We start from the raw sequence: 18,430 nt of genomic DNA on the forward strand, positions 1-18,430 counted from the left end.
TTTTGCCTTCGGTTAGGGGAGCTCCGCAAGTCCGCACTTGTGAGCCGATAAATTGCGTGCGAAACCGCAAAAGCTGCCTCACATTATCGTGCCTCGGTTATTCCGGTCTGCGCGATTGTTTGCGGTTCGGGCTTCCCGTGCCCGGCGGATTTCGCGGCTTAATTCGAACACGGCCATGGCGTAATTGACGCTGCGGTTATAGCGTGTAATCACGTAGAAATTGTTGAGCGCAAGCCAGTACTGAGCTTCATCACCGTCGCCCAATACGAATAAACTTGCCAGAATTTCATCGGGAATTTCCTGCTCGGGTGTAACGCCCATCTTTTGCAATTCAGCCACCGGCACGCGCGGCTTGACATCTGGCGACAGCAAAGGCGCTAATTCATCGCCGTTCTCCACCACGGCCACCGCGATCGGCTGACCGGGTTGCCAGCCGTAAGCCTTGTAGTAATTCGCGATGCTACCGATGGCATCCGCGGGGTCCTCCCACAGATTCAGCGTGCCGTCGCCGTTGAAGTCCACAGCATAGCGCCGATAGACGCTGGGAATAAACTGCGGCAAGCCCATCGCCCCGGCATAAGAGCCTTTGATGCCCAGTGGATCGATGCGGTCTTCGCGCGTGAGCAGGAGGAACTGTTCAAGCTCCTGTTTGAAAAAACCGGCGCGCTGCGGGTAATCGAAGGCCAATGTGGTCAGGCTATCCAGCACGCGGTAAGCCCCGGTGCTCCTGCCGTAGCGCGTTTCTACGCCTATGGTCGCGACGACGATTTCTTCGGGAATGCCGTACTGCTGGCGCGCGCGCGCGAGTGCCTCCGCGTTGTCGTCCCAAAATTTAACCCCTTCGTCGATGCGTGTCGGATTGATGAACCGTGCGCTGAAATCATCCCAGGACATTGAGGTCGCGGGCATGGAAATCGCCTCAAGGACCTCTGGATCAGGTTTTACCTGGCTGAAAATGTTGCGCAGCTCGCGTGGATTGAAATGATATTTTTCGGCCATCTTGTGGATAAAGGTTTCGATTTCAGGATCCAAACGCGCAGCATGACCGATGCCCGGTACAAACAACACCGAGCAAAGCAGCAAGGCGAAACGTTTTACCTTTGCGATTATTTGACGGCTCCTACCGTAAAGCCCGCCACAAAGCGGTCGACAAAGGAATTATACAGTATGGCCATCGGAATCCTCACTATTAGGCACGCACCCATGAGCGAGCCCCAGAAATACACTTCGCCGCGCACCAGGAAGGTTGGCACACCGATGCTCACCGTGAGCTGCGAGGAAATTGGATATTATTGACTATTAGTGATGATTTGCATTTCCTAATATAGCTCATAAAGTCCATGCCTTACAATTTTCCACATTGTGTAGTCATTTCTACTACAAACAGCATGACTTTTTCTCATTTTATGCGAGAATAATTTTATGCCGAACGACCAACGAAAACTGGCAACAGAAATTCACAAACTTACCTCTTACTTTGCGGGCCGGAGCGAAGCGGCACGCATTGCGTGTACTTTTGCCATGCTCGCGGCGATCGGGACTCTGGATTATATAACTGGCGATAAATTTGACCTTGAAGTTTTATATCTGCTGCCAATCGCGCTGGTAACGTGGGCATCGGGCCGTAACGCCGGATTGGTGACCGCGCTGACCGCCAGCGGAGTTTGGTGGTTAACCGACCGCTATGTGGGTCATGATACGTTCCCGTTTTATTTTTTCTGGAGTTGGATAAGCATTATCGTCACTTTCAGTGTGGTGGTTATCATCATCGCCAAGCTGAAAGAAGCGCAAAACAAAACGCAGACTGCGCTGCACCGGAGCGAAGGGCGTTATCAAACTTTGGTCACGGCGGTGCCCTACGGCATATATGAATCTGATTTATCAGGAACAATTACCTTGGCTAATCCGGCCTTTCACCGGATACTGGAATATGCCGAAGGAGAATTGTATGGAAAAAGAATTTACGATTTTTTTTCTTCCGACGCCGAGTGCGAAAAGGCAAAGCGCGACTTGCAAGATCATCTCGGCTTGCAACCCAACTCAACACCCTATTTCACAAAAATCAAAAAGAAAGACGGTGCGCTGGCCGACATCCAAGTAGACTGGGTTTATAAGCGCAACGAGCAGCGGGTAGTCACAGGCTTTATTTCGGTGGTTACCGACATTACCGACCGAAAGCTAGCCGAGGATCTCGCGCGGCGCCAACGCGAAAGGCTTGAGCTGACTTCACGCCTTATTGCCGCGAATGAGATTGCGTCAACGCTGGCGCACGAATTAAACCAGCCTCTTGCGGCCATCGCGAATTACAATACCGGAAGTATACGGCGGCTGTGCTCCGGCAAGTGGAACCTGGAAGATGTGCTGGAAGCGATGGAGAAAACTCGCGCCCAGGCCGAACGCGCCGGAGGAATTATTCGTCGCGTGCGGGAGTTGGTGAACAGAAGAGAGCCAAATCGGGTGCCGAGCCGTATCAACGATATCATTAGCGACTTGGCCGGCATGCTTGAGTTCCAGGACGAGAAATCCGGTATCAAGCTGCTGCTCGATCTCGCGGCGGACCTTCCCTCGGTATCGATCGACCGTGGCATGATCGAGCAAGTCATTTTGAATCTCTTGAAAAACGCTCGCGAGGCAATGGGCGACACACCGTCTGGTAATCGGAAAATTTTGGTTCGCTCGGCCTTAAACGGAAACAACGCTGTGGAAGTTTCGATCCGCGATTACGGACATGGATTGCCCGAAGAGTTGCGCGAAAATTTATTCTTGCCGTTTTTTACCACCAAGCCGGATGGTATGGGCATGGGACTCAATATTTGCCGCTCCATAATTGAGTTCCACGACGGGAGGCTGTGGGCGAGCGCAAATCTTGGGGGCGGTAGCACGTTTAATTTTACTTTACCTGCCGCAGGCCATCAGCATGCAGGAGCTTGACCCAAAAATATATATCGTAGATGACGATGAGGCGTTTCGCGATTCCTTACGCTGGTTGTTGGAGTCGAACGGCTTCGAGACCGAGCTTTTTGCCAGTGCCCAGCAATTCCTCAATTGCTTTAATTCTGCAAAGCCGGGCTGCGTGGTGCTGGACATCCGCATGCCGGGAATGACGGGCCTGGAATTACAGGAAACACTCAATAAAAAAGGAGTTCGCACGCCGGTTATATTTGTGACGGGCCATGGTGACATTCCGATGGCGGTAAACGCGGTAAAAAGAGGTGCAATAGATTTTATTGAAAAGCCGTTTAATGAAACTGCGATGCTGGAGCTTATTGCCAAAGCCCTGCTGCTGGACGCGCAATGGCGCGAAGCAGACAGTCAACATGCCATGATTCACTCGCGTTTAGCGAAGCTGACCGCCAGGGAGCTTGAGGTCATGGAGTGCGTGATCGCGGGCAAATCAAATAAACTCATAGCAGAGCACTTAGGCATTACGGTCAAGACCGTAGAAGCGCACCGCTCCAAAGTTATGGATAAAATGGAGGCCAATTCAGTTGCTGAGCTGGTTCAGTTAGTCGCCCATGAACGGCTGCGCAACCTCGACCATCAGGACCGATTTTGACTGCCGAAACGGTTTCCTCTAAATAGCACTGCCGCACCGCCTAGTTTTCCGCAGCTTGTAATCATTCTCATTTCATGCAGCCATGCACTGGCTGGCGATTGCTTCCTATTGCGGGTTTTTCCCAATAGTAAAGACGGCCGTCTGAAATTAGCATCGCGATCTATGGCCCTAACAATCCATCCTAGTCTGGTTGAAATTTTGCTATCTCCGGATATCTTTGCTCCGCTATGATTTCCCGTGCAATCGCGGTAGCGGTTTGTCTATCGATGTTTTGGAGCGCATCTGCGAGTGCAGGGGGGGGATTTCTGGGAATCGACCACCGCTGGAACAACGATGCGCACGGAATCTATAACCGTGACGTTCAAAATTTCGTGCTTTATTCCTTGGCGAGCGGGACGGTTCTTGGCGCAGTTTGGTTGGGAGGCGAATCCCGGCTTGGCAAGACGTTTTGGCAATCGCTTGACTCACAGGTGCTTGGCGCAGCGTCAGCGCAAAGCATGAAGATGATATTCACGCGCGCCCGCCCGAGTCAGGGAAACGACCCCAATGCCTGGTTTCAAGGCGGGTCCCACAACAGCTTTCCTAGCGGCGAAGTGACTGAGGTGAGCGCGGTCATCACGCCTTTTGTTTTCGAATACCATAAAGACTATCCTGCTGTTTACCTGCTCGAGCTCCTTCCGATTTACGACGGTGTTGCGCGGATGAAATCCCAGGCGCACTGGCAAACCGACGTGCTCGCCGGTTGGGCACTCGGTACGCTAACCGGCTGGTATGCCCATTCCAGGGACAATCCGCTGATACTGAACGTCCTGCCTCACGGATTTATGGTGGGCATCAAAAAATCGTTTTAACTGTCAGGTCTGATGCTACTTGGGAAAGGCGCATTCATTCGACCGGAATCTCTCCATTGGAAATCGAACGGGGCGCGAACTCCGGGGCAACCTGGATTTAACGTTTCACCCGTGTCGGCGACTGGCCTGTTCGCGTCGTCTCTTAAACCTCGGCGTGTATCGGATTTTCGCGCGACTGAGTCGGACTTTTACAGGGAACGCTTAATGCCTGAAGTAAAAGTTCAAGCACCTTAAGCATAATTCGCTTCCGACCATGTTGTTCCAGGAATAATTCGGGATTCATCGATGAAACAAAAGTGAAATTGGAATGACCTATTCAAGTTTTGATCTAAGTCAATCATTTTTTTGCAAAGGTAATATTTAGATTGGGCCTGCGTGCTGCTCATATCCTAAGGGCGAAACAAATAAAGGTCGAACCATGATTATCGATGTTGCGCGCGTCCATCCCATTCTCGTGCATTTTCCAATTGTTCTTTTCATTGTGGCCGTTGTGCTAGATATCTTTAACCTCAGCCACCGAGGTGATCTAAGTGAGGGTCAATGCCTTCCGCTGCTCGCGTTGGGTGCTTTGTTTCTGGGCTCGTTGTTTGCTGTGGCCGCCGCGATGTTTGGCGATATTGCGCTGGACAAAGCGGTCGAGCTCGGTTTCCCCCGCGCTCCTTTGGAGCAGCACGAAGAATTCGGCCTCGCGACGATGTGGATTTTTATCGGTCTTACAGCCGTTAGGGCCGTGGCTTGGTGGCGCCGTTTTTCGTTGAACGGCTGGCCGAGCTGGGTCTTGTGTGGTCTTGGAGTAGCTGGCGTCGCGGTTCTTATTACCGCAGCGTACTTTGGCGGTGAACTCGTATACAAGATCGGCGTCAATGTTGCGCCAGTTAAGCCGTGACTGCAAGGCATATGAAGCCGAGAATTCACGCATAGAAAGAAATCATCATCGCGGTACCGCTACTGGTTGCCGGCTGGTTATTCGCAGGTTTATTTTATTTGATCGACAACCCTGCATTTGAAGCATGGACCGGTTCGGGGCACTATTTTACCTACGAAAGTTTAGCAGCTATCGTTCTGGTCCCATATTGTGTCGTATCCGTGGTTCGACTGCTCAGGTTCGTTTGGACCCGCATTTAATGGAAGGTGCCAAGCCGGGGCCTGGATCACGGTTGGCGTACGGGTCGATTTTTAATCACCTTTGTTGATAGCAAATAGATTTCAGTTATGTCGAGAGCTGTCGCGGCCGCAGCTCTAAAACTGCGATCGTCCTCGAACGCACTGGCTACGCTAACCGGTTGATACGCCCATTCCCGAGACAATACGTTGTATCGAGTGTCCTGCCCTCACGGATTCATCGCGGAAGTTAAAAAATCTTCTAAGCACGTCTGCCGCGAAATGATTTCCTAAACCAAATACTACCGGCGGTGGGAGCCTGCACCGCTTAGAATCCAATGCTCAACCCGCCGATTAGCTGGAAGCTATCCAGATCTGTGGTTGCTGTTCCATTCTCTGCGGTGCTCACCTGTGCTCGACCGCTATTAAATTTTGTCTCTGCGAACAATCCGACGTGCCGTAACACCCAGTATTGCACCCCGCCCAACACCTGATAACCAAATCCGGATTCCCTGTAAATTTGGTGGTTTTCCATATTGTCGACAGTATTTTCCGGGTGCAGGACGTAATAAGTCGGCCCGACACCGAAATACGGCTGCAGGCGGCCGTTGGGGTAAGCAGCACTGGCGAAATTCCCCGTCCAGCGGTAGATAAAGTCGAGTGCAATGGTATTCACGCCGTGGGTAATCTGGAACTGCTGCACGTACGTGTTCATGGGCACCGATTGATTGACCGGCACGCCTTTGATGGTGCCTGAAACCTGCACCACTTGGCCGGTTTGTCCGTAAACCTTATTGTGGGTGTAATCCAAGCCGAAGCCCCAGTTTGGCCAGCGTTCAAAAAAATAATTGATTCTAGCCCCGTAATAGGGCGGTGCGCTGAAAGGCTTGCTGTCCCAACTTACGTCGTGGAACGTGGCATTGGTGCCCACGGCGGGCTGTTGCAGGTGAATGTCGCTATTGAGGGTCCAAGACGAACCGCCATACACGGATAGTGTGGTTTCGGCCACAGCCACCCCGCCCCGCATGACGAGCAGCAAGGCCATAACTGCAAGCAACAAGCTTTGCAAAGATTTCAACATGCTTTGCCAGCTCAACTGAGATGCCGCTCAGGCTTTTAAAAATTGGCCCAATTCGCGGAATCTGTTTTAACTTAGATTAAACCAGCGTTCTTTTGGTTCGGAACTAAACGTAAATAAAAGAATCTTTTTACCCATTGCACCAGCAACAGATAGGCAGCCACCATACCCCCCAATATCAAAAAGAACCAACCGGGAAGCTGGACAAAGCCAAAATAAGCGCCTATTGGGATGAAAGGGAGCACAGCGGCCAAAACAACAACTGTAATCGAGCTCGCCGCCAGTAACGGGTGCGGGCGATTGGCGAAGGGACTTGCGCGCGTGCGGATCACGAAAATGACCAGGACCTGTGTCGCCAGGGATTCGACAAACCAACCTGTCTGAAACAACGCCATGTCCGCGCGCATGATTTCCAGCAGCACGTAAAAGGTGAGAAAGTCAAACAGTGAGCTCACCGCGCCTACGACCACCATGAAATTTCTGATGAATTTGGTATCCCAGTGGCGCGGCTTTTCGACTGCCTCGGCATCGACGCTATCCAGCGGAATCGCCACTTCCGAAATATCGTAAAGTATATTGTTAAGCAGTATCTGCGTCGGCAGCATCGGCAGGAAAGGCAGGAATAAGCTCGCTCCCGCCATGCTGAACATGTTGCCGAAATTTGAGCTCGTGCCCATCATGATGTACTTCATGATATTGGCGAATGTCCTGCGCCCTTCCTCGACACCGTCGTGCAATACGTTCAGATCGCGCTTTAGGAGGATCATGTCGGCCGCATCCTTGGCCACATCCACGGCCGAGCTCACGGATAACCCGACATCGGCTGAATGCAGCGGCGGCGCGTCATTAATGCCATCGCCAAGATAGCCCACAACATGGCCGCGCGCTCTCAAGGCCTGGATGATGCGGCTTTTTTCTCCAGGTGTCACCCGGCAAAAAAGATTCACGTATTCCACCGCTGCCTGCAGCGCGCTGTCGTCCATTGCAGCGATCTGCCCGCCCATCAACACTTCCGTTACCTTGATTCCAAGTTGCACGCACAGATGCTTTGTAACCTGCTCGTTGTCGCCAGTTATGATCTTGAGTTGCACGCGGCTTTGCGCCAGAGCTGCAAGTGCCGCGGCAGCGCTTTTTTTGGGCGGATCATAAAACGCAACAAAACCGGCGAAAACCAGTTGGCTTTCATCGTCACGTGTGGCACTTTCCCGATCGCGTGCAATCTCGCGCCAGGCGACAGCAACCGCTTTCAAGCCTTCTCCGCCAAGCGCGCCATATCGTGTTTGTATCGATTCAAGTGTGGCGGCATCAAGCTCGCGGATTGATCCTGCGCTTTCCTCATAGCGGGTCGACGTACGCATAACATCTTCAGGAGCGCCTTTGACAACCAGGACCCGGCGCTCGCCGTTATCCAGCAAAACCGATACTCTGCGGCGCTCAAAGTCAAATGGAACTTCGTCAATCTTTTTCCACGTCGTCGTGTCAATATGCTGATGCTCCAGAATGGCGATGTCGAGCGGGTTCTTCAGCCCGCTCGCAAAATAGCTCGTCAAATAGGCGAGCTGCAGCGCCCTCGTACTTTCCTGGCCCATGGCGTCGAGGTGTTGCGCGACCCGGATGCGCGCTTCAGTGAGCGTGCCGGTCTTGTCGGTGCACAGAACATCCATGCTGCCGAGGTTCTGGATCGACGCCAAACGTTTCACGATCACCTTTTTGTCCGCCATGCGGATCGCACCGCGGGAAAGCGTAACCGTCACCACCATGGGCAATAATTCCGGTGTAAGGCCGACGGCGAGTGCTATCGCGAACAGCAAGGACTCCAGCAATGGTCGGTGAAACAGCGCATTGACCAACAGCACAAATAAAACCAGAAAAAAGGTAAGTCGCATGATCATCAGCCCGAAACGCCGCGTTCCAAGCTCAAAATCGGTGGGCGCTCTTCTGCGTCCGACATACTCGGCAATTTGCCCGATCGCGGTAGTACTGCCAGTTTTGCAAACCAGCATCTTCGCCGTGCCGCTGGTTACGGCGGTCCCCATAAAAAGCGCGTTTCCGGCACTCAGCAAATCCGCATCAGCAGGAAGAGTGTCGAGCGGCCGTTTTTCGACCGGATAAGGTTCGCCGGTAAGTATCGACTGATTGACAAACAAATCTCGCGACTCGACGACGCGCCCGTCCGCAGGGACTAGATTCCCTGCCGCCACCAGAACGACGTCGCCGGGCACGAGATGCTGTACTGGGACGGCGCGCGGGGTTGCATCGCGCAAAACCGTTGCATGTACTGCAACCATATCCCGCAGTCGCTCCGCTGCCCGCTCCGCGCGGTATTCCTGAATGAAATCCAGAGTAACGCTGAGAATGACTATAATATTGATGATGGCGAAACCGGCAATTTCCTGGGTGAGCAACGAAACGCTGCTCGCCACCAGCAGGATAATAACCAGCGGGTTCTTGAAACGCGTCAGGAACTGAATAACGAGCGATCGCTTGGGGATGTCCTGAAACGAATTGGGCCCTGAAATGCGCAGTCGGCGGCGAGCTTCCTTGCCCGAAAGACCCTGGCGGCTCGCATCGAGTACAGTCAAACATTCGCTTAGCGGCTTGCGCCACCACGCGTCATCAACCGTGGTTGTAAGTCCTGAACTGCGGCTTCGCTGCCCGGATGCTGCAAAGAATCGGCGCCTGCTCACGTTGCCGCTTACTCGTGCGGTATATTTCGCGACATCTTAACTCTCCACCGTTTCGCGATTTGAGGACTTACTTTTTTACCTATATCAAGAACGGTGAAGACCCGATAAAATATCTTTTTCCGATTCTCCCAGGTTTTCCCCGGAACGTTTATGATTTCGTGCGGGGGCGATAGCCCGCCCGGTAGATCCGCGTATTTCATTAAGTCAGGGTTAATGACTTAAGCAGCCAAACCTATGAGACACTATCTCACCCCTTTGTTTGCGCCGCAAAGTGTGGCGCTAATCGGAGCCAGCGACAGGGCGCGATCCGTGGGCCGCCTGGTGTTCATGAACCTCCTACAAGGCAAATTCAAAGGCAAATTGTTTGCGGTAAATCCCGAGCACCAGGAAATACTCGGGCAGCGTTCGTATCCGACCATCCAGGCCATAGGCGAGCACGTGGAGCTTGCCGTGATTGTAACACCGCCTGCCGCGGTAGCACCCGTAATCGATTCCTGCGGGGCTGCCGGAGTGAAAGCCGCAGTCATCATTACCGCGGGATTTGCAGAAGCAGGTGAGGAAGGGCGGAAATTGCAACGCGAGATGATGGAGCGTGCAAAAAAACACGGCATCCGCATTGTCGGCCCCAATTGCCTCGGGATCATCAGACCTTCAATCGGGCTTAATGCGACGTTCAGCAAGAGTGGAGCCAAGATCGGCAAACTTGCTCTGGTTTCGCAATCCGGGGCACTGTGTACTGCCATTCTCGACTGGGCCCAGTCCGCCGGGGTGGGATTTTCAACCGTGGTATCAATGGGCGACGCTGCAGATCTCGACTTCGGCGAGATTCTGGATTACCTGCTTGGCGACCTCGAGACAAACAGCATATTGCTCTACATTGAAGGCGTGCGCGATGCTCGGCGTTTCATGAGCGCGCTCCGGGCCGCAGCGCGCACCAAGCCGGTGGTGGTGATCAAAGCCGGAACGCATTTAAGCGGTTCGAAGGCCGCTGCCACCCATACCGGAGCGCTGGTCGGAAGCGACATGGTGTTTGATGCCGCGCTGCGTAGAGCGGGCACGGTGCGGGTCAAAACATATGCTCAGCTGTTTGCTGCTGCAGAAATATTGGCATCCGGAAGCCGACCGAAAGGAAATCGTCTTGCTATTGTCACCAATGGCGGCGGTCCCGGTGTGCTCGCGGCAGATTGTGCCGCGGAAAACGGAATCGTAATGGCCAACCTGTCCCAGGAATCGATCGAGAAGCTCAATAGCGCGCTGCCGGCAAATTGGTCCCACAGGAACCCGGTAGATATTATCGGAGACGCGAATGTCGCGCGCTACGAAGCCGCAGTCAGCATCTGCCTGCAAGACCCCGAAGTTGACAGCGTGCTTGCCATGCTGAGCCCGCAAGCCATGACCGATGCCGACTCCGTGGCACAAGGCGTGATCCGACTCTCCAAGCAAACGGACAAGACGCTTCTTGCCTGTTGGATGGGCGAGGAGGTGGTGCGATCCAGTCGCACAGCTTTTGTACGTGAAAATGTACCGACTTTTTCCACGCCGGAAAATGCGGTTGAAGCATTTGGCTATCTCGCCGCCCACCGTCGCAACCAAGAGCTGCTACTTCAAGCGCCCAGTCCGCTGTCGCAGCAACAGGCGCCGGATGTTGAGGGCGCGCAAACTCTGATCGACGGAGTGCTGGCGCAAAAGAGGAAGGTTCTCAATGAAGCCGAGGCCAAGGCCCTGCTCGCCGCGTTCCGTATTCCCGTGGCGGAAACGCTGATTGCGCGCTCCCCTGCCGATGCCCTGGTGCTTGCCGAACAAATCGGTTTCCCGGTGGCTGCGAAAATCTATTCGCCGGATATAGTTCACAAGACCGACGTCGGCGGAGTCCGACTGCACATCATCAACGGCAGGGACCTGCTGGCTGCCTATCAGGACCTTATTGCCCAGGTCAGCAAGCTTCGCCCGCAAGCCCGCATCGAGGGCGTTGCGATCGAACCGATGTTAAGCAAACCAAACGCCCGGGAAGTAATGATCGGGGTCAGCACCGATGCGGTTTTCGGGCCGGTAATCAGCTTTGGTGCCGGGGGCATCAAAGTGGAAATCGAACAGGACCAGTCGATCGCGCTGCCCCCTCTCAATCATTACATTATCGATAATCTCGTCAGCCGCACCCGGATCGCAAAGATGCTCGGGAAATTCCGGAATCTGCCCGAGGTCAACCGGGTTGCTCTGGAAAATGTGTTATTGCGTGTTTCTGAAATGGTCTGCGAGCTACCGGGCCTCAAGGAAATGGATATCAATCCGCTGATCGTTGATGAGACAGGTGCGATAGTCGCGGATGCAAGAGTCGTGGTAGACCATCCGCTGCGAACCAAGGGCGGGCGGTATTCCCATATGGCCATTCATCCCTACCCGTCCTATCTCAAGAAGGAATGGTTTTTGCCCGATGCAACGTGTATCACCATCCGGCCCATACGCCCCGAAGACGCGGAGATCGAGCAGCAGTTTGTGCGCGGACTGTCATCTGAGGCGAGATACTTCCGGTTTTTCAACCCGATTCGCGAATTATCACCCGAGTTCCTGGCGCGTCTGACACAGGTTGACTACGACAGGGAAATGGCGCTGATTGCCACCGTTGCAACAGTCGGCGGAGAAACTGAAATTGGCGTGGCACGCTATAGCATCAACCCGGACGGCAGTACTTGTGAATTTGCCGTCGTCGTCGCCGACGATTGGCAGCGAAAAGGCATAGGTGCAAGGCTTGTCTCCGAACTTGCGGATTGCATTCGCGACAAAGGCATCAAGCTGATTGAAGGTTGGGTTCTTAAACAAAATATTGGAATGCTGCAGCTGGCAAAAGAGATGGGCTTCGACATAGCCACAAGTTCCGATGATCCGAAACTGATGTATGTAAGCAAGCAGCTTTAGCGGCGGCTGTGAAGCGCGGCGCAGGCGTGCATTGCAATTATATCAGCCTGGAATAGCGACGGTGCTCCAGGTCGGTACGCAGGTATTTGTCAAACACCATGCAGATATCGCGGATTGCGAATCGGCCGCGCTGTGTTACATTAATCCAACGTTCCTCCAGCGCGAGCAATCCGCGCCACTCCAATCCCTCAAGCTCTTGCAGCTCCGGTGCAAAGTAATTGTCGAAATCGACCACGTGGGCCTTTTCAATAGCATCCTTGGAAAGCGCGACGTGGCACATCAGAATCTGGATCACTGCGCGCCGCACCAGATCGTCTGCTGTCAGCTCAATGCCGCGCATAATCGGCAGCTGCCCGCGATCAAGACAGTCGTAATAATCCTTCAGTTCCCTGAAGTTCTGGCAATAGGTGGGACCGATTTTACCGATGGCGGATACCCCGAGCGCCACCATGTCGCAATCGGCGTAAGTGGAATAACCCTGGAAATTGCGGTGCAAACGGCCCTGGCGTTGCGCTTGCGTCAGTTCATCATCCGGCCTGGCAAAATGGTCCATGCCAATGTAAACATAACCCGCCTCGGTCATGCGCTCGATAGCCAGGCCAAGGAGCCGCAATTTGGTCTCCGTATCGGGAAGCGCGGCTTCATTGATCCGGCGTTGTGCCTTGAATCGGTTGGGGAGATGCGCGTAGCTGTAGATTGATACTCTATCGGGATTCATTGCGATCACGCTTTCAAGCGTGCCGTCAAAACCCTCAATGTTTTGGTGCGGCAAGCCGTATATCAGATCGATGCTTACCGACTTGAACCCCTCGCCGCGCGCGCCATCGATTACGCGCATGGTTTCTTCCTTTGTCTGTACCCGGTTTACCGCTCGTTGCACGACCGGGTCGAAGTCCTGTACGCCGATGCTCGCCCGGTTGAAACCCAGTTGGGCAAGAACCGCCATCGTCTCCTCGTCTGCAGTGCGCGGATCGATTTCCACCGAATATTCGCCTTCCGGTGCCAGACGAAAATGGCTGCGGATCGCCGCCATCAGCTGGCGGACTTCTTCATGGTTGAGAAAAGTGGGCGTGCCGCCGCCCCAATGCAGTTGCACTACATCCGGGTCGTCGCGGAACAATTCGCCCTGCAGGGCGATTTCGCGAAGCAGATAGCGCAGGTAGTTCACGACTTTGCCGCGGTCGCGGGTCACGATCTTATTGCAGGCACAATAAAAGCAAGGGCTGCTGCAAAACGGAATGTGCACATAAAGTGAAAGTGGACGAGTAATGCCGCCGATGTTGCGTTTCGCCGTCCAGACCCGGTAGGCATCGGGCCCGAACGCTTCTAGAAATCGGTCGGCGGTGGGGTACGACGTATAGCGCGGGCCGCTGCGCTCCAGCCGCCGCAATAAACCCGCATCCACAGAATCATTCATTTCATTTCCGCAAGTCGGTACAATCAATTCTGGCCAATATGCCGGAAATTCGAATTTAGCAAATTGACCCACGTCAAGTTTGGCGCAATCACTTGAAGTAACCCGCAATTGGTCTGCTGCCAGTTGATCTAAATCAACCTGACGCTCTTCAGGTTGAGCTATGTTTAATCAATTCTCATTTGCACGGCTGCTGAGACGGGACCGGTAAGCTAATTCCCAACGTGAATTCGGGCCCAGGCCTATAGATTGCAAAAACAGTCTAGCAACGTGTACGCTTTATCCAAGTCACTTGACTTGCAAATTCAATGATGGGCGCCATGAGGAACAATCATGCAAGCCGCGATAGCGGGCGGCATTCGGGGCACAATCACGGACATTCTGGCGCGTGTGCCGCAACGGCTCTCGATCCGGTATGCGGGATGACGGTCGACATCGCCGCGGCAAAGCATATGCATTCCTACGCCGGCCGAACCTGGTATTTCTGCAGCCGGCACTGTCTAGAAAAATTCGCGACCGCTCCGAAGGGGTTCGCAGAAAATAAACAAACTTCAGCAGTTCCGCCGGAGCCTGCGCATGGCGCGATATACACGTGTCCGATGCATTCGCAAATCCGGCAAGCCGGACCCGGGGTCTGCCCATTGTGCGGCATGGCGCTGGAACCCGTCGTAGCGAGTGCTGAGGAACATCCCAATGCCGAGCTTAAGGACATGACGCGGCGTTTCTGGATCGGACTTTTATTAACACTCCCGGTATTTTTTCTTGCGATGGCCGAGCATCTTCTTGGGCCGCGATTCGAACGATTCCTGAGCTCCGCAGTATCCGGGTGGATTCAGTTCCTGTTCAGCATTCCGGTCGTGCTCTGGGCGGCGTGGCCGTTCTTTGTACGCGGATGGAATTCTCTCGTTTCGCGCAACCTGAATATGTACACGTTGATCGCGCTGGGCGTCGGAGTTGCGTTTGCGTACAGTACCGTCGCGATACTCGTGCCCGGGCTGTTCCCTGCGGCTTTTCGCGACGCTTCCGGACAGGTAAGTCTTTATTTCGAGGCGCCGGCAGTCATCGCGGTGCTGGTCCTTCTCGGCGAAGTGCTGCAGCTGCGCGCGCGTGAGCAAACCAGCAGCGCAATCCGCGCACTGCTCAAGCTCGCGCCGCGATCGGCTATACGAATTCGAACCGATGGTAACGATGAGGAAGTGACGCTGGAACAGGTTCACAAAGGCGACAGCTTGCGCGTTCGCCCCGGAGAGAAAGTGCCGGTTGACGGCGTCGTCCTCGAAGGGCACAGCAGTGTCGACGAATCGTTCGTGACCGGCGAGTCCGTGCCCGTAGAAAAGCAGCCGGGGGAAAAAGTGACCGGCGGCACCGTCAATGGAACCGGAAGCTTTGTTATGCGGGCGGAACGTGTAGGTGCAGAGATGCTGCTCTCGCAAATCGTGCATATGGTTGCCGAGGCGCAGCGTACCCGCGCCCCTATCCAAAAGCTAGCTGATGTCGTGTCGTCCTATTTCGTTCCCGCAGTGGTGGGCATCGCCGCAGTGGCGTTCCTGCTTTGGTCGGTGTACGGACCGCCGCCGGCAATGAGTTTTGCTCTGGTAAGCGCCGTGTCGGTCCTGATTATCGCCTGCCCGTGCGCGCTTGGCCTGGCCACGCCGATGTCCATCATGGTCAGCACCGGGCGCGGCGCCCAGATGGGCGTGCTTATACGCAACGCGGAAGCGCTGGAGCGCATGGAGAAAATCGACACGCTGGTCGTGGACAAGACCGGCACGTTGACTGAAGGGAAGCCGAGGCTGACCTCGGTGGTTGCGGCAGACGGCTTTACGGAAGATCAGGTGCTGCAAGTCGCATCGAGCCTCGAACGCGGCAGCGAACATCCGCTCGCCACCGCGATTCTAACGGGTGCAAAGGAACGAAACGTGACGCCGTCGGCAGTCGAGAACTTCACGGCTGTGTTTGGACAGGGCGTCAAGGCAATTTTCCAGGGCAGGCGCGTTGCCCTGGGTAATCTGCGCTTCGCCCAATCCCTGGCCCAGATCTCGCAAAGCTTGCAGGCTAAAGCCGACTCAATGCGCCGCGGCGGCGAGACTGTCGTGTTCCTGGTAAACGAATCGCATGTTGCCGGCGTGATCGGTGTGGCTGACCCGATTAAAGCGTCTGCTCGGGAAGCGCTGCGGGCGCTTGCTACCGAGGGAATTAAAGTCGTCATGCTGACGGGGGATAATGAAATTACTGCGCGCGCGGTGGCGCAGCGCCTGGGAATCATGGACGTCCGGGCCGACGTCCCGCCGCGGGAAAAAGGCCTGGTGGTGAAGGCGCTGCGCAAGCAAGGTCGCGCAGTGGCGATGGCGGGCGACGGCGTAAACGATGCGCCCGCTCTCGCCGAGGCTGAAGTGGGGATCGCAATGGGCACCGGCGCCGAGGTGGCGATCCAGAGCGCAGGCATTACTCTGGTGAAAGGTGATTTAGGCGGCATCGTGCGCGCGCGGCGCCTTTCCCGCGCAACCATGCGCAACATCCGCCAAAATTTGTTCCTCGCCTTTGTCTACAACAGCATCGGGGTGCCAATCGCCGCCGGCGTCCTGTTTCCCTTTACCGGCTTATTGCTGAACCCGATGATCGCCGCTGCGGCAATGAGCGCAAGCTCGGTCTCGGTCGTTCTCAACGCGCTTCGGCTGCGCACGGCGAAGATTTAGCACGCATCACCTTGTCAACAGCGCGCCGGTTGCGGGATGCAAACTTGGGAATCCAGTTTCTTGGAGCCACTGGAACGGTAACCGGCTCGAAATACCTCCTGAGCCGCGGTTCCAAACGCTACCTGATTGATTGCGGATTATTCCAGGGCTACAAACAATTGCGGCTGAGAAACTGGGACCCGCTGCCCGTCGATCCAAGAGTAATCAACGCGGTGGTCCTCACCCATGCACATATTGATCACAGCGGTTATCTGCCGCTGCTCGCCAAAAACGGCTTCAGCGGCAAGATTTACTGCACCCATGCCACCCGCGAGCTGTGCGCGATTTTGCTCCCCGACAGCGGACATTTGCATGAGGAAGAAGCCGAGTACGCAAATCGCCACGGGTTTTCCAAACACAAACCTGCATTGCCCCTCTACACAAAGGACGATGCCTGGCGTTGCCTGCAGCTTTTCGCGCCGCTTGATTTCGACTTGGAATGGCTTCTTGACGAAGAATTAAAGGTGCGATTTATTCCTTCAGGGCATATTCTCGGTTCAGCGTTCATATCCATTCGCAGCCCGGAAACTTCGATTCTGTTTTCCGGCGATATCGGGCGTCCGAACGACATCGTGATGCGTCCGCCCAAACTGATCGAAGCCGCTGACTATTTGGTCGTTGAATCTACCTACGGCGATCGTCGGCATGATCCAGCCGATCCGCGGCTGAAGCTCGCCGAGATTATCAATCGTACAGCGGGACGCGGCGGGGTTGTCATTATTCCCGCATTTGCGGTGGGCCGTGCCCAAACCCTTCTTTATTACATCAACCTGTTGAAAACCGAAAAATCAATACCCGACCTTCCCGTATTTCTCAACAGCCCGATGGCAGTCGACGTGACCCAGTTGTTTCGCAACCATCTCGGCGAACATAGGTTGACTCCCGAACAGTGCGATGCAATGTGCACGACCGCCCACATCGTCAACAGTGCGGAGGAATCCAAGAGTCTCAATGACAAGCGCGGACCCATGATCATCATCGCAGCAAGCGGCATGGCTACGGGCGGCCGGGTCGTGCATCACCTGAAATCATTTGCTCCTGACCCGCGCAATACCATTCTTTTCTCCGGCTTCCAGGCAGGCGGCACACGCGGCGCGGCTATTCTTGCCGGGGCCGAGTCAGTGAAAATCCACGGCGCGTATGTACCAATACGCGCCGAGGTAGCACTAATCAACAACCTATCTGCGCATGCCGATTGTTTGGAGATTATGGCTTGGTTGAAAGGCTTCAGTAATCCTCCCAAACGCACTTTTGTGACACACGGCGAACCCGCAGCGGCGGACGCCCTGCGCCATCGGATCGAGGAAGGGCTCGGTTGGAGCTGCCGTGTTCCGGATTATCTCGAAGCGGATCTGCTTGCTTGATCGAGCGGCGCTCCCGAAAAGCAGATGGTAGGAATCACCAGCCGCTACTCTTCGGTTTTCACGGCTTAAGCTACTTTGATTGAAGATAGTAGGCAACGGCCTCCATTTCGTCCCGCGTCATGTTTTTCGTAATGCCGATCATGACGGCGGAGTATGGCCGTAACCGGGTGCGAAATATCTGCAGCTGTGCGAACAAATAGGCGGCATGCTGTCCAGCAAGTCGCGGGAACACCGCTACCCCTTCTCCATTTTCGCCGTGGCATGACGAGCACGCTGCCAAATTTTTCGAAGGTATTCCGTTTAAGTAGATACTTTTGCCTTTCTCAATGAGCCTGGGCTTCTCAATTTTTCCTGGAGAAGGGGTCTGAGATTCGTAGTAGTCAGCCAAGCCCGTTATGGTATCGTCATCCAGCAGTGCCGAAACCCCCCACATGTAGGCTTGGGGACTGGCTTCGAGTCGGGTCTGGCCTCTGAACAGCTTGAGCTGCTGTGCAGTATACAAAGCCGACTGGCCCGCAAGACTTGGAGTTTGGGGAACCTGGCTGTGGCCGCCCTCACCATGGCAGACCGCACAGATGCGAACGACGCGGTCTACGTGATCCTCCACATTCGTATTGGTCTTGTCCGCCCACCCCAAATAGGAAATCAGGATAAAACAGATCCCTGTCGCAATCGCAACAGTCTTGTCCATCCCGATTTTTTAATATTGAAACAAGCGGCTGTTTTGCAAC

At 54.6% G+C, this 18,430-nt stretch carries 13 protein-coding genes; 7 read left to right on the forward strand and 6 right to left on the reverse strand.

Annotation, left to right across the window (positions count from 1 at the left end; all coding sequences use genetic code 11):
• Positions 1-78: 78 nt before the first annotated feature.
• Together mltB and VLV32_06480 are read right to left on the reverse strand one after the other, a co-directional pair.
• The gene (gene mltB / locus VLV32_06475; protein HUL41530.1) at positions 79-1,083 is read right to left on the reverse strand and encodes a lytic murein transglycosylase B; all 1,005 of its coding nucleotides are present in this window, start codon (positions 1,081-1,083) and stop codon (positions 79-81) included.
• Between the two features lie 23 nt (positions 1,084-1,106).
• Complete coding sequence (locus VLV32_06480; GenBank protein ID HUL41531.1) at positions 1,107-1,265, reverse strand: hypothetical protein; 159 nt, start codon at positions 1,263-1,265, stop codon at positions 1,107-1,109.
• A 157-nt stretch (positions 1,266-1,422) separates the two neighbouring features.
• Between VLV32_06480 and VLV32_06485 the strand changes: the two genes are divergently transcribed.
• The 4 genes from VLV32_06485 to VLV32_06500 all read left to right on the forward strand — a co-directional run bounded on the left by VLV32_06485 (position 1,423) and on the right by VLV32_06500 (position 5,293).
• Positions 1,423-2,931, forward strand: a complete 1,509-nt coding sequence (locus VLV32_06485) for an ATP-binding protein (GenBank protein HUL41532.1) — start codon at positions 1,423-1,425, stop codon at positions 2,929-2,931.
• On the forward strand, positions 2,918-3,556 hold the full coding sequence (locus tag VLV32_06490) for a response regulator transcription factor (GenBank protein ID HUL41533.1): 639 nt from the start codon (positions 2,918-2,920) through the stop codon (positions 3,554-3,556). The genes VLV32_06485 and VLV32_06490 overlap by 14 nt, the downstream gene beginning before the upstream one ends.
• A 227-nt stretch (positions 3,557-3,783) precedes the next feature.
• The gene (locus VLV32_06495) at positions 3,784-4,407 is read left to right on the forward strand and encodes a phosphatase PAP2 family protein (protein HUL41534.1); all 624 of its coding nucleotides are present in this window, start codon (positions 3,784-3,786) and stop codon (positions 4,405-4,407) included.
• 418 nt (positions 4,408-4,825) lie between these two features.
• Positions 4,826-5,293: a DUF2231 domain-containing protein gene (locus VLV32_06500; GenBank protein HUL41535.1), complete on the forward strand. Its 468-nt coding sequence runs from the start codon at positions 4,826-4,828 to the stop codon at positions 5,291-5,293.
• Between the two features lie 543 nt (positions 5,294-5,836).
• Here VLV32_06500 and VLV32_06505 read toward each other — a convergent pair.
• Entirely contained in the window at positions 5,837-6,589 is a 753-nt protein-coding gene (locus VLV32_06505; GenBank protein ID HUL41536.1) for an outer membrane beta-barrel protein, read from the reverse strand.
• Positions 6,590-6,660: 71 nt separating this feature from the next.
• A complete protein-coding gene (gene mgtA, locus VLV32_06510) occupies positions 6,661-9,273 on the reverse strand; it encodes a magnesium-translocating P-type ATPase (GenBank protein HUL41537.1) in 2,613 nt (870 codons plus the stop codon).
• A 234-nt stretch (positions 9,274-9,507) separates the two neighbouring features.
• Between mgtA and VLV32_06515 the strand changes: the two genes are divergently transcribed.
• The gene (locus tag VLV32_06515) at positions 9,508-12,186 is read left to right on the forward strand and encodes a bifunctional acetate--CoA ligase family protein/GNAT family N-acetyltransferase (protein HUL41538.1); all 2,679 of its coding nucleotides are present in this window, start codon (positions 9,508-9,510) and stop codon (positions 12,184-12,186) included.
• 37 nt (positions 12,187-12,223) lie between these two features.
• Here VLV32_06515 and hemN read toward each other — a convergent pair whose 3' ends face one another.
• A complete protein-coding gene (hemN, locus tag VLV32_06520) occupies positions 12,224-13,603 on the reverse strand; it encodes an oxygen-independent coproporphyrinogen III oxidase (GenBank protein ID HUL41539.1) in 1,380 nt (459 codons plus the stop codon).
• Positions 13,604-13,920: 317 nt separating this feature from the next.
• Between hemN and VLV32_06525 the strand changes: the two genes are divergently transcribed.
• Together VLV32_06525 and VLV32_06530 are read left to right on the forward strand one after the other, a co-directional pair.
• Positions 13,921-16,296: a heavy metal translocating P-type ATPase gene (locus tag VLV32_06525; protein ID HUL41540.1), complete on the forward strand. Its 2,376-nt coding sequence runs from the start codon at positions 13,921-13,923 to the stop codon at positions 16,294-16,296.
• Between the two features lie 44 nt (positions 16,297-16,340).
• A complete protein-coding gene (locus tag VLV32_06530; GenBank protein ID HUL41541.1) occupies positions 16,341-17,699 on the forward strand; it encodes an MBL fold metallo-hydrolase in 1,359 nt (452 codons plus the stop codon).
• A 70-nt stretch (positions 17,700-17,769) separates the two neighbouring features.
• On the opposite strand, the gene VLV32_06535 is transcribed toward VLV32_06530, so the two are convergent.
• Entirely contained in the window at positions 17,770-18,390 is a 621-nt protein-coding gene (locus tag VLV32_06535) for a c-type cytochrome (GenBank protein ID HUL41542.1), read from the reverse strand.
• Positions 18,391-18,430 lie beyond the last annotated feature (40 nt).

Source organism: Burkholderiales bacterium, assembly GCA_035518095.1.
Classification (GTDB): Bacteria; Pseudomonadota; Gammaproteobacteria; order Burkholderiales; family JAHFRG01; genus JAHFRG01.

Bases quoted from the DNA above. Each gene is read 5' to 3' on its own strand.
- VLV32_06485 (HUL41532.1), top strand. From the start codon at position 1,423: ATGCCGAACGACCAACGAAAACTGGCAACAGAAATTCACAAACTTACC.
- VLV32_06490 (HUL41533.1), top strand. From the start codon at position 2,918: ATGCAGGAGCTTGACCCAAAAATATATATCGTAGATGACGATGAGGCG.
- VLV32_06495 (HUL41534.1), top strand. From the start codon at position 3,784: ATGATTTCCCGTGCAATCGCGGTAGCGGTTTGTCTATCGATGTTTTGG.
- VLV32_06500 (HUL41535.1), top strand. From the start codon at position 4,826: ATGATTATCGATGTTGCGCGCGTCCATCCCATTCTCGTGCATTTTCCA.
- VLV32_06505 (HUL41536.1), bottom strand. From the start codon at position 6,589: ATGTTGAAATCTTTGCAAAGCTTGTTGCTTGCAGTTATGGCCTTGCTG.
- VLV32_06515 (HUL41538.1), top strand. From the start codon at position 9,508: ATGAGACACTATCTCACCCCTTTGTTTGCGCCGCAAAGTGTGGCGCTA.
- hemN (HUL41539.1), bottom strand. From the start codon at position 13,603: ATGAATGATTCTGTGGATGCGGGTTTATTGCGGCGGCTGGAGCGCAGC.
- VLV32_06525 (HUL41540.1), top strand. From the start codon at position 13,921: ATGAGGAACAATCATGCAAGCCGCGATAGCGGGCGGCATTCGGGGCAC.
- VLV32_06535 (HUL41542.1), bottom strand. From the start codon at position 18,390: ATGGACAAGACTGTTGCGATTGCGACAGGGATCTGTTTTATCCTGATT.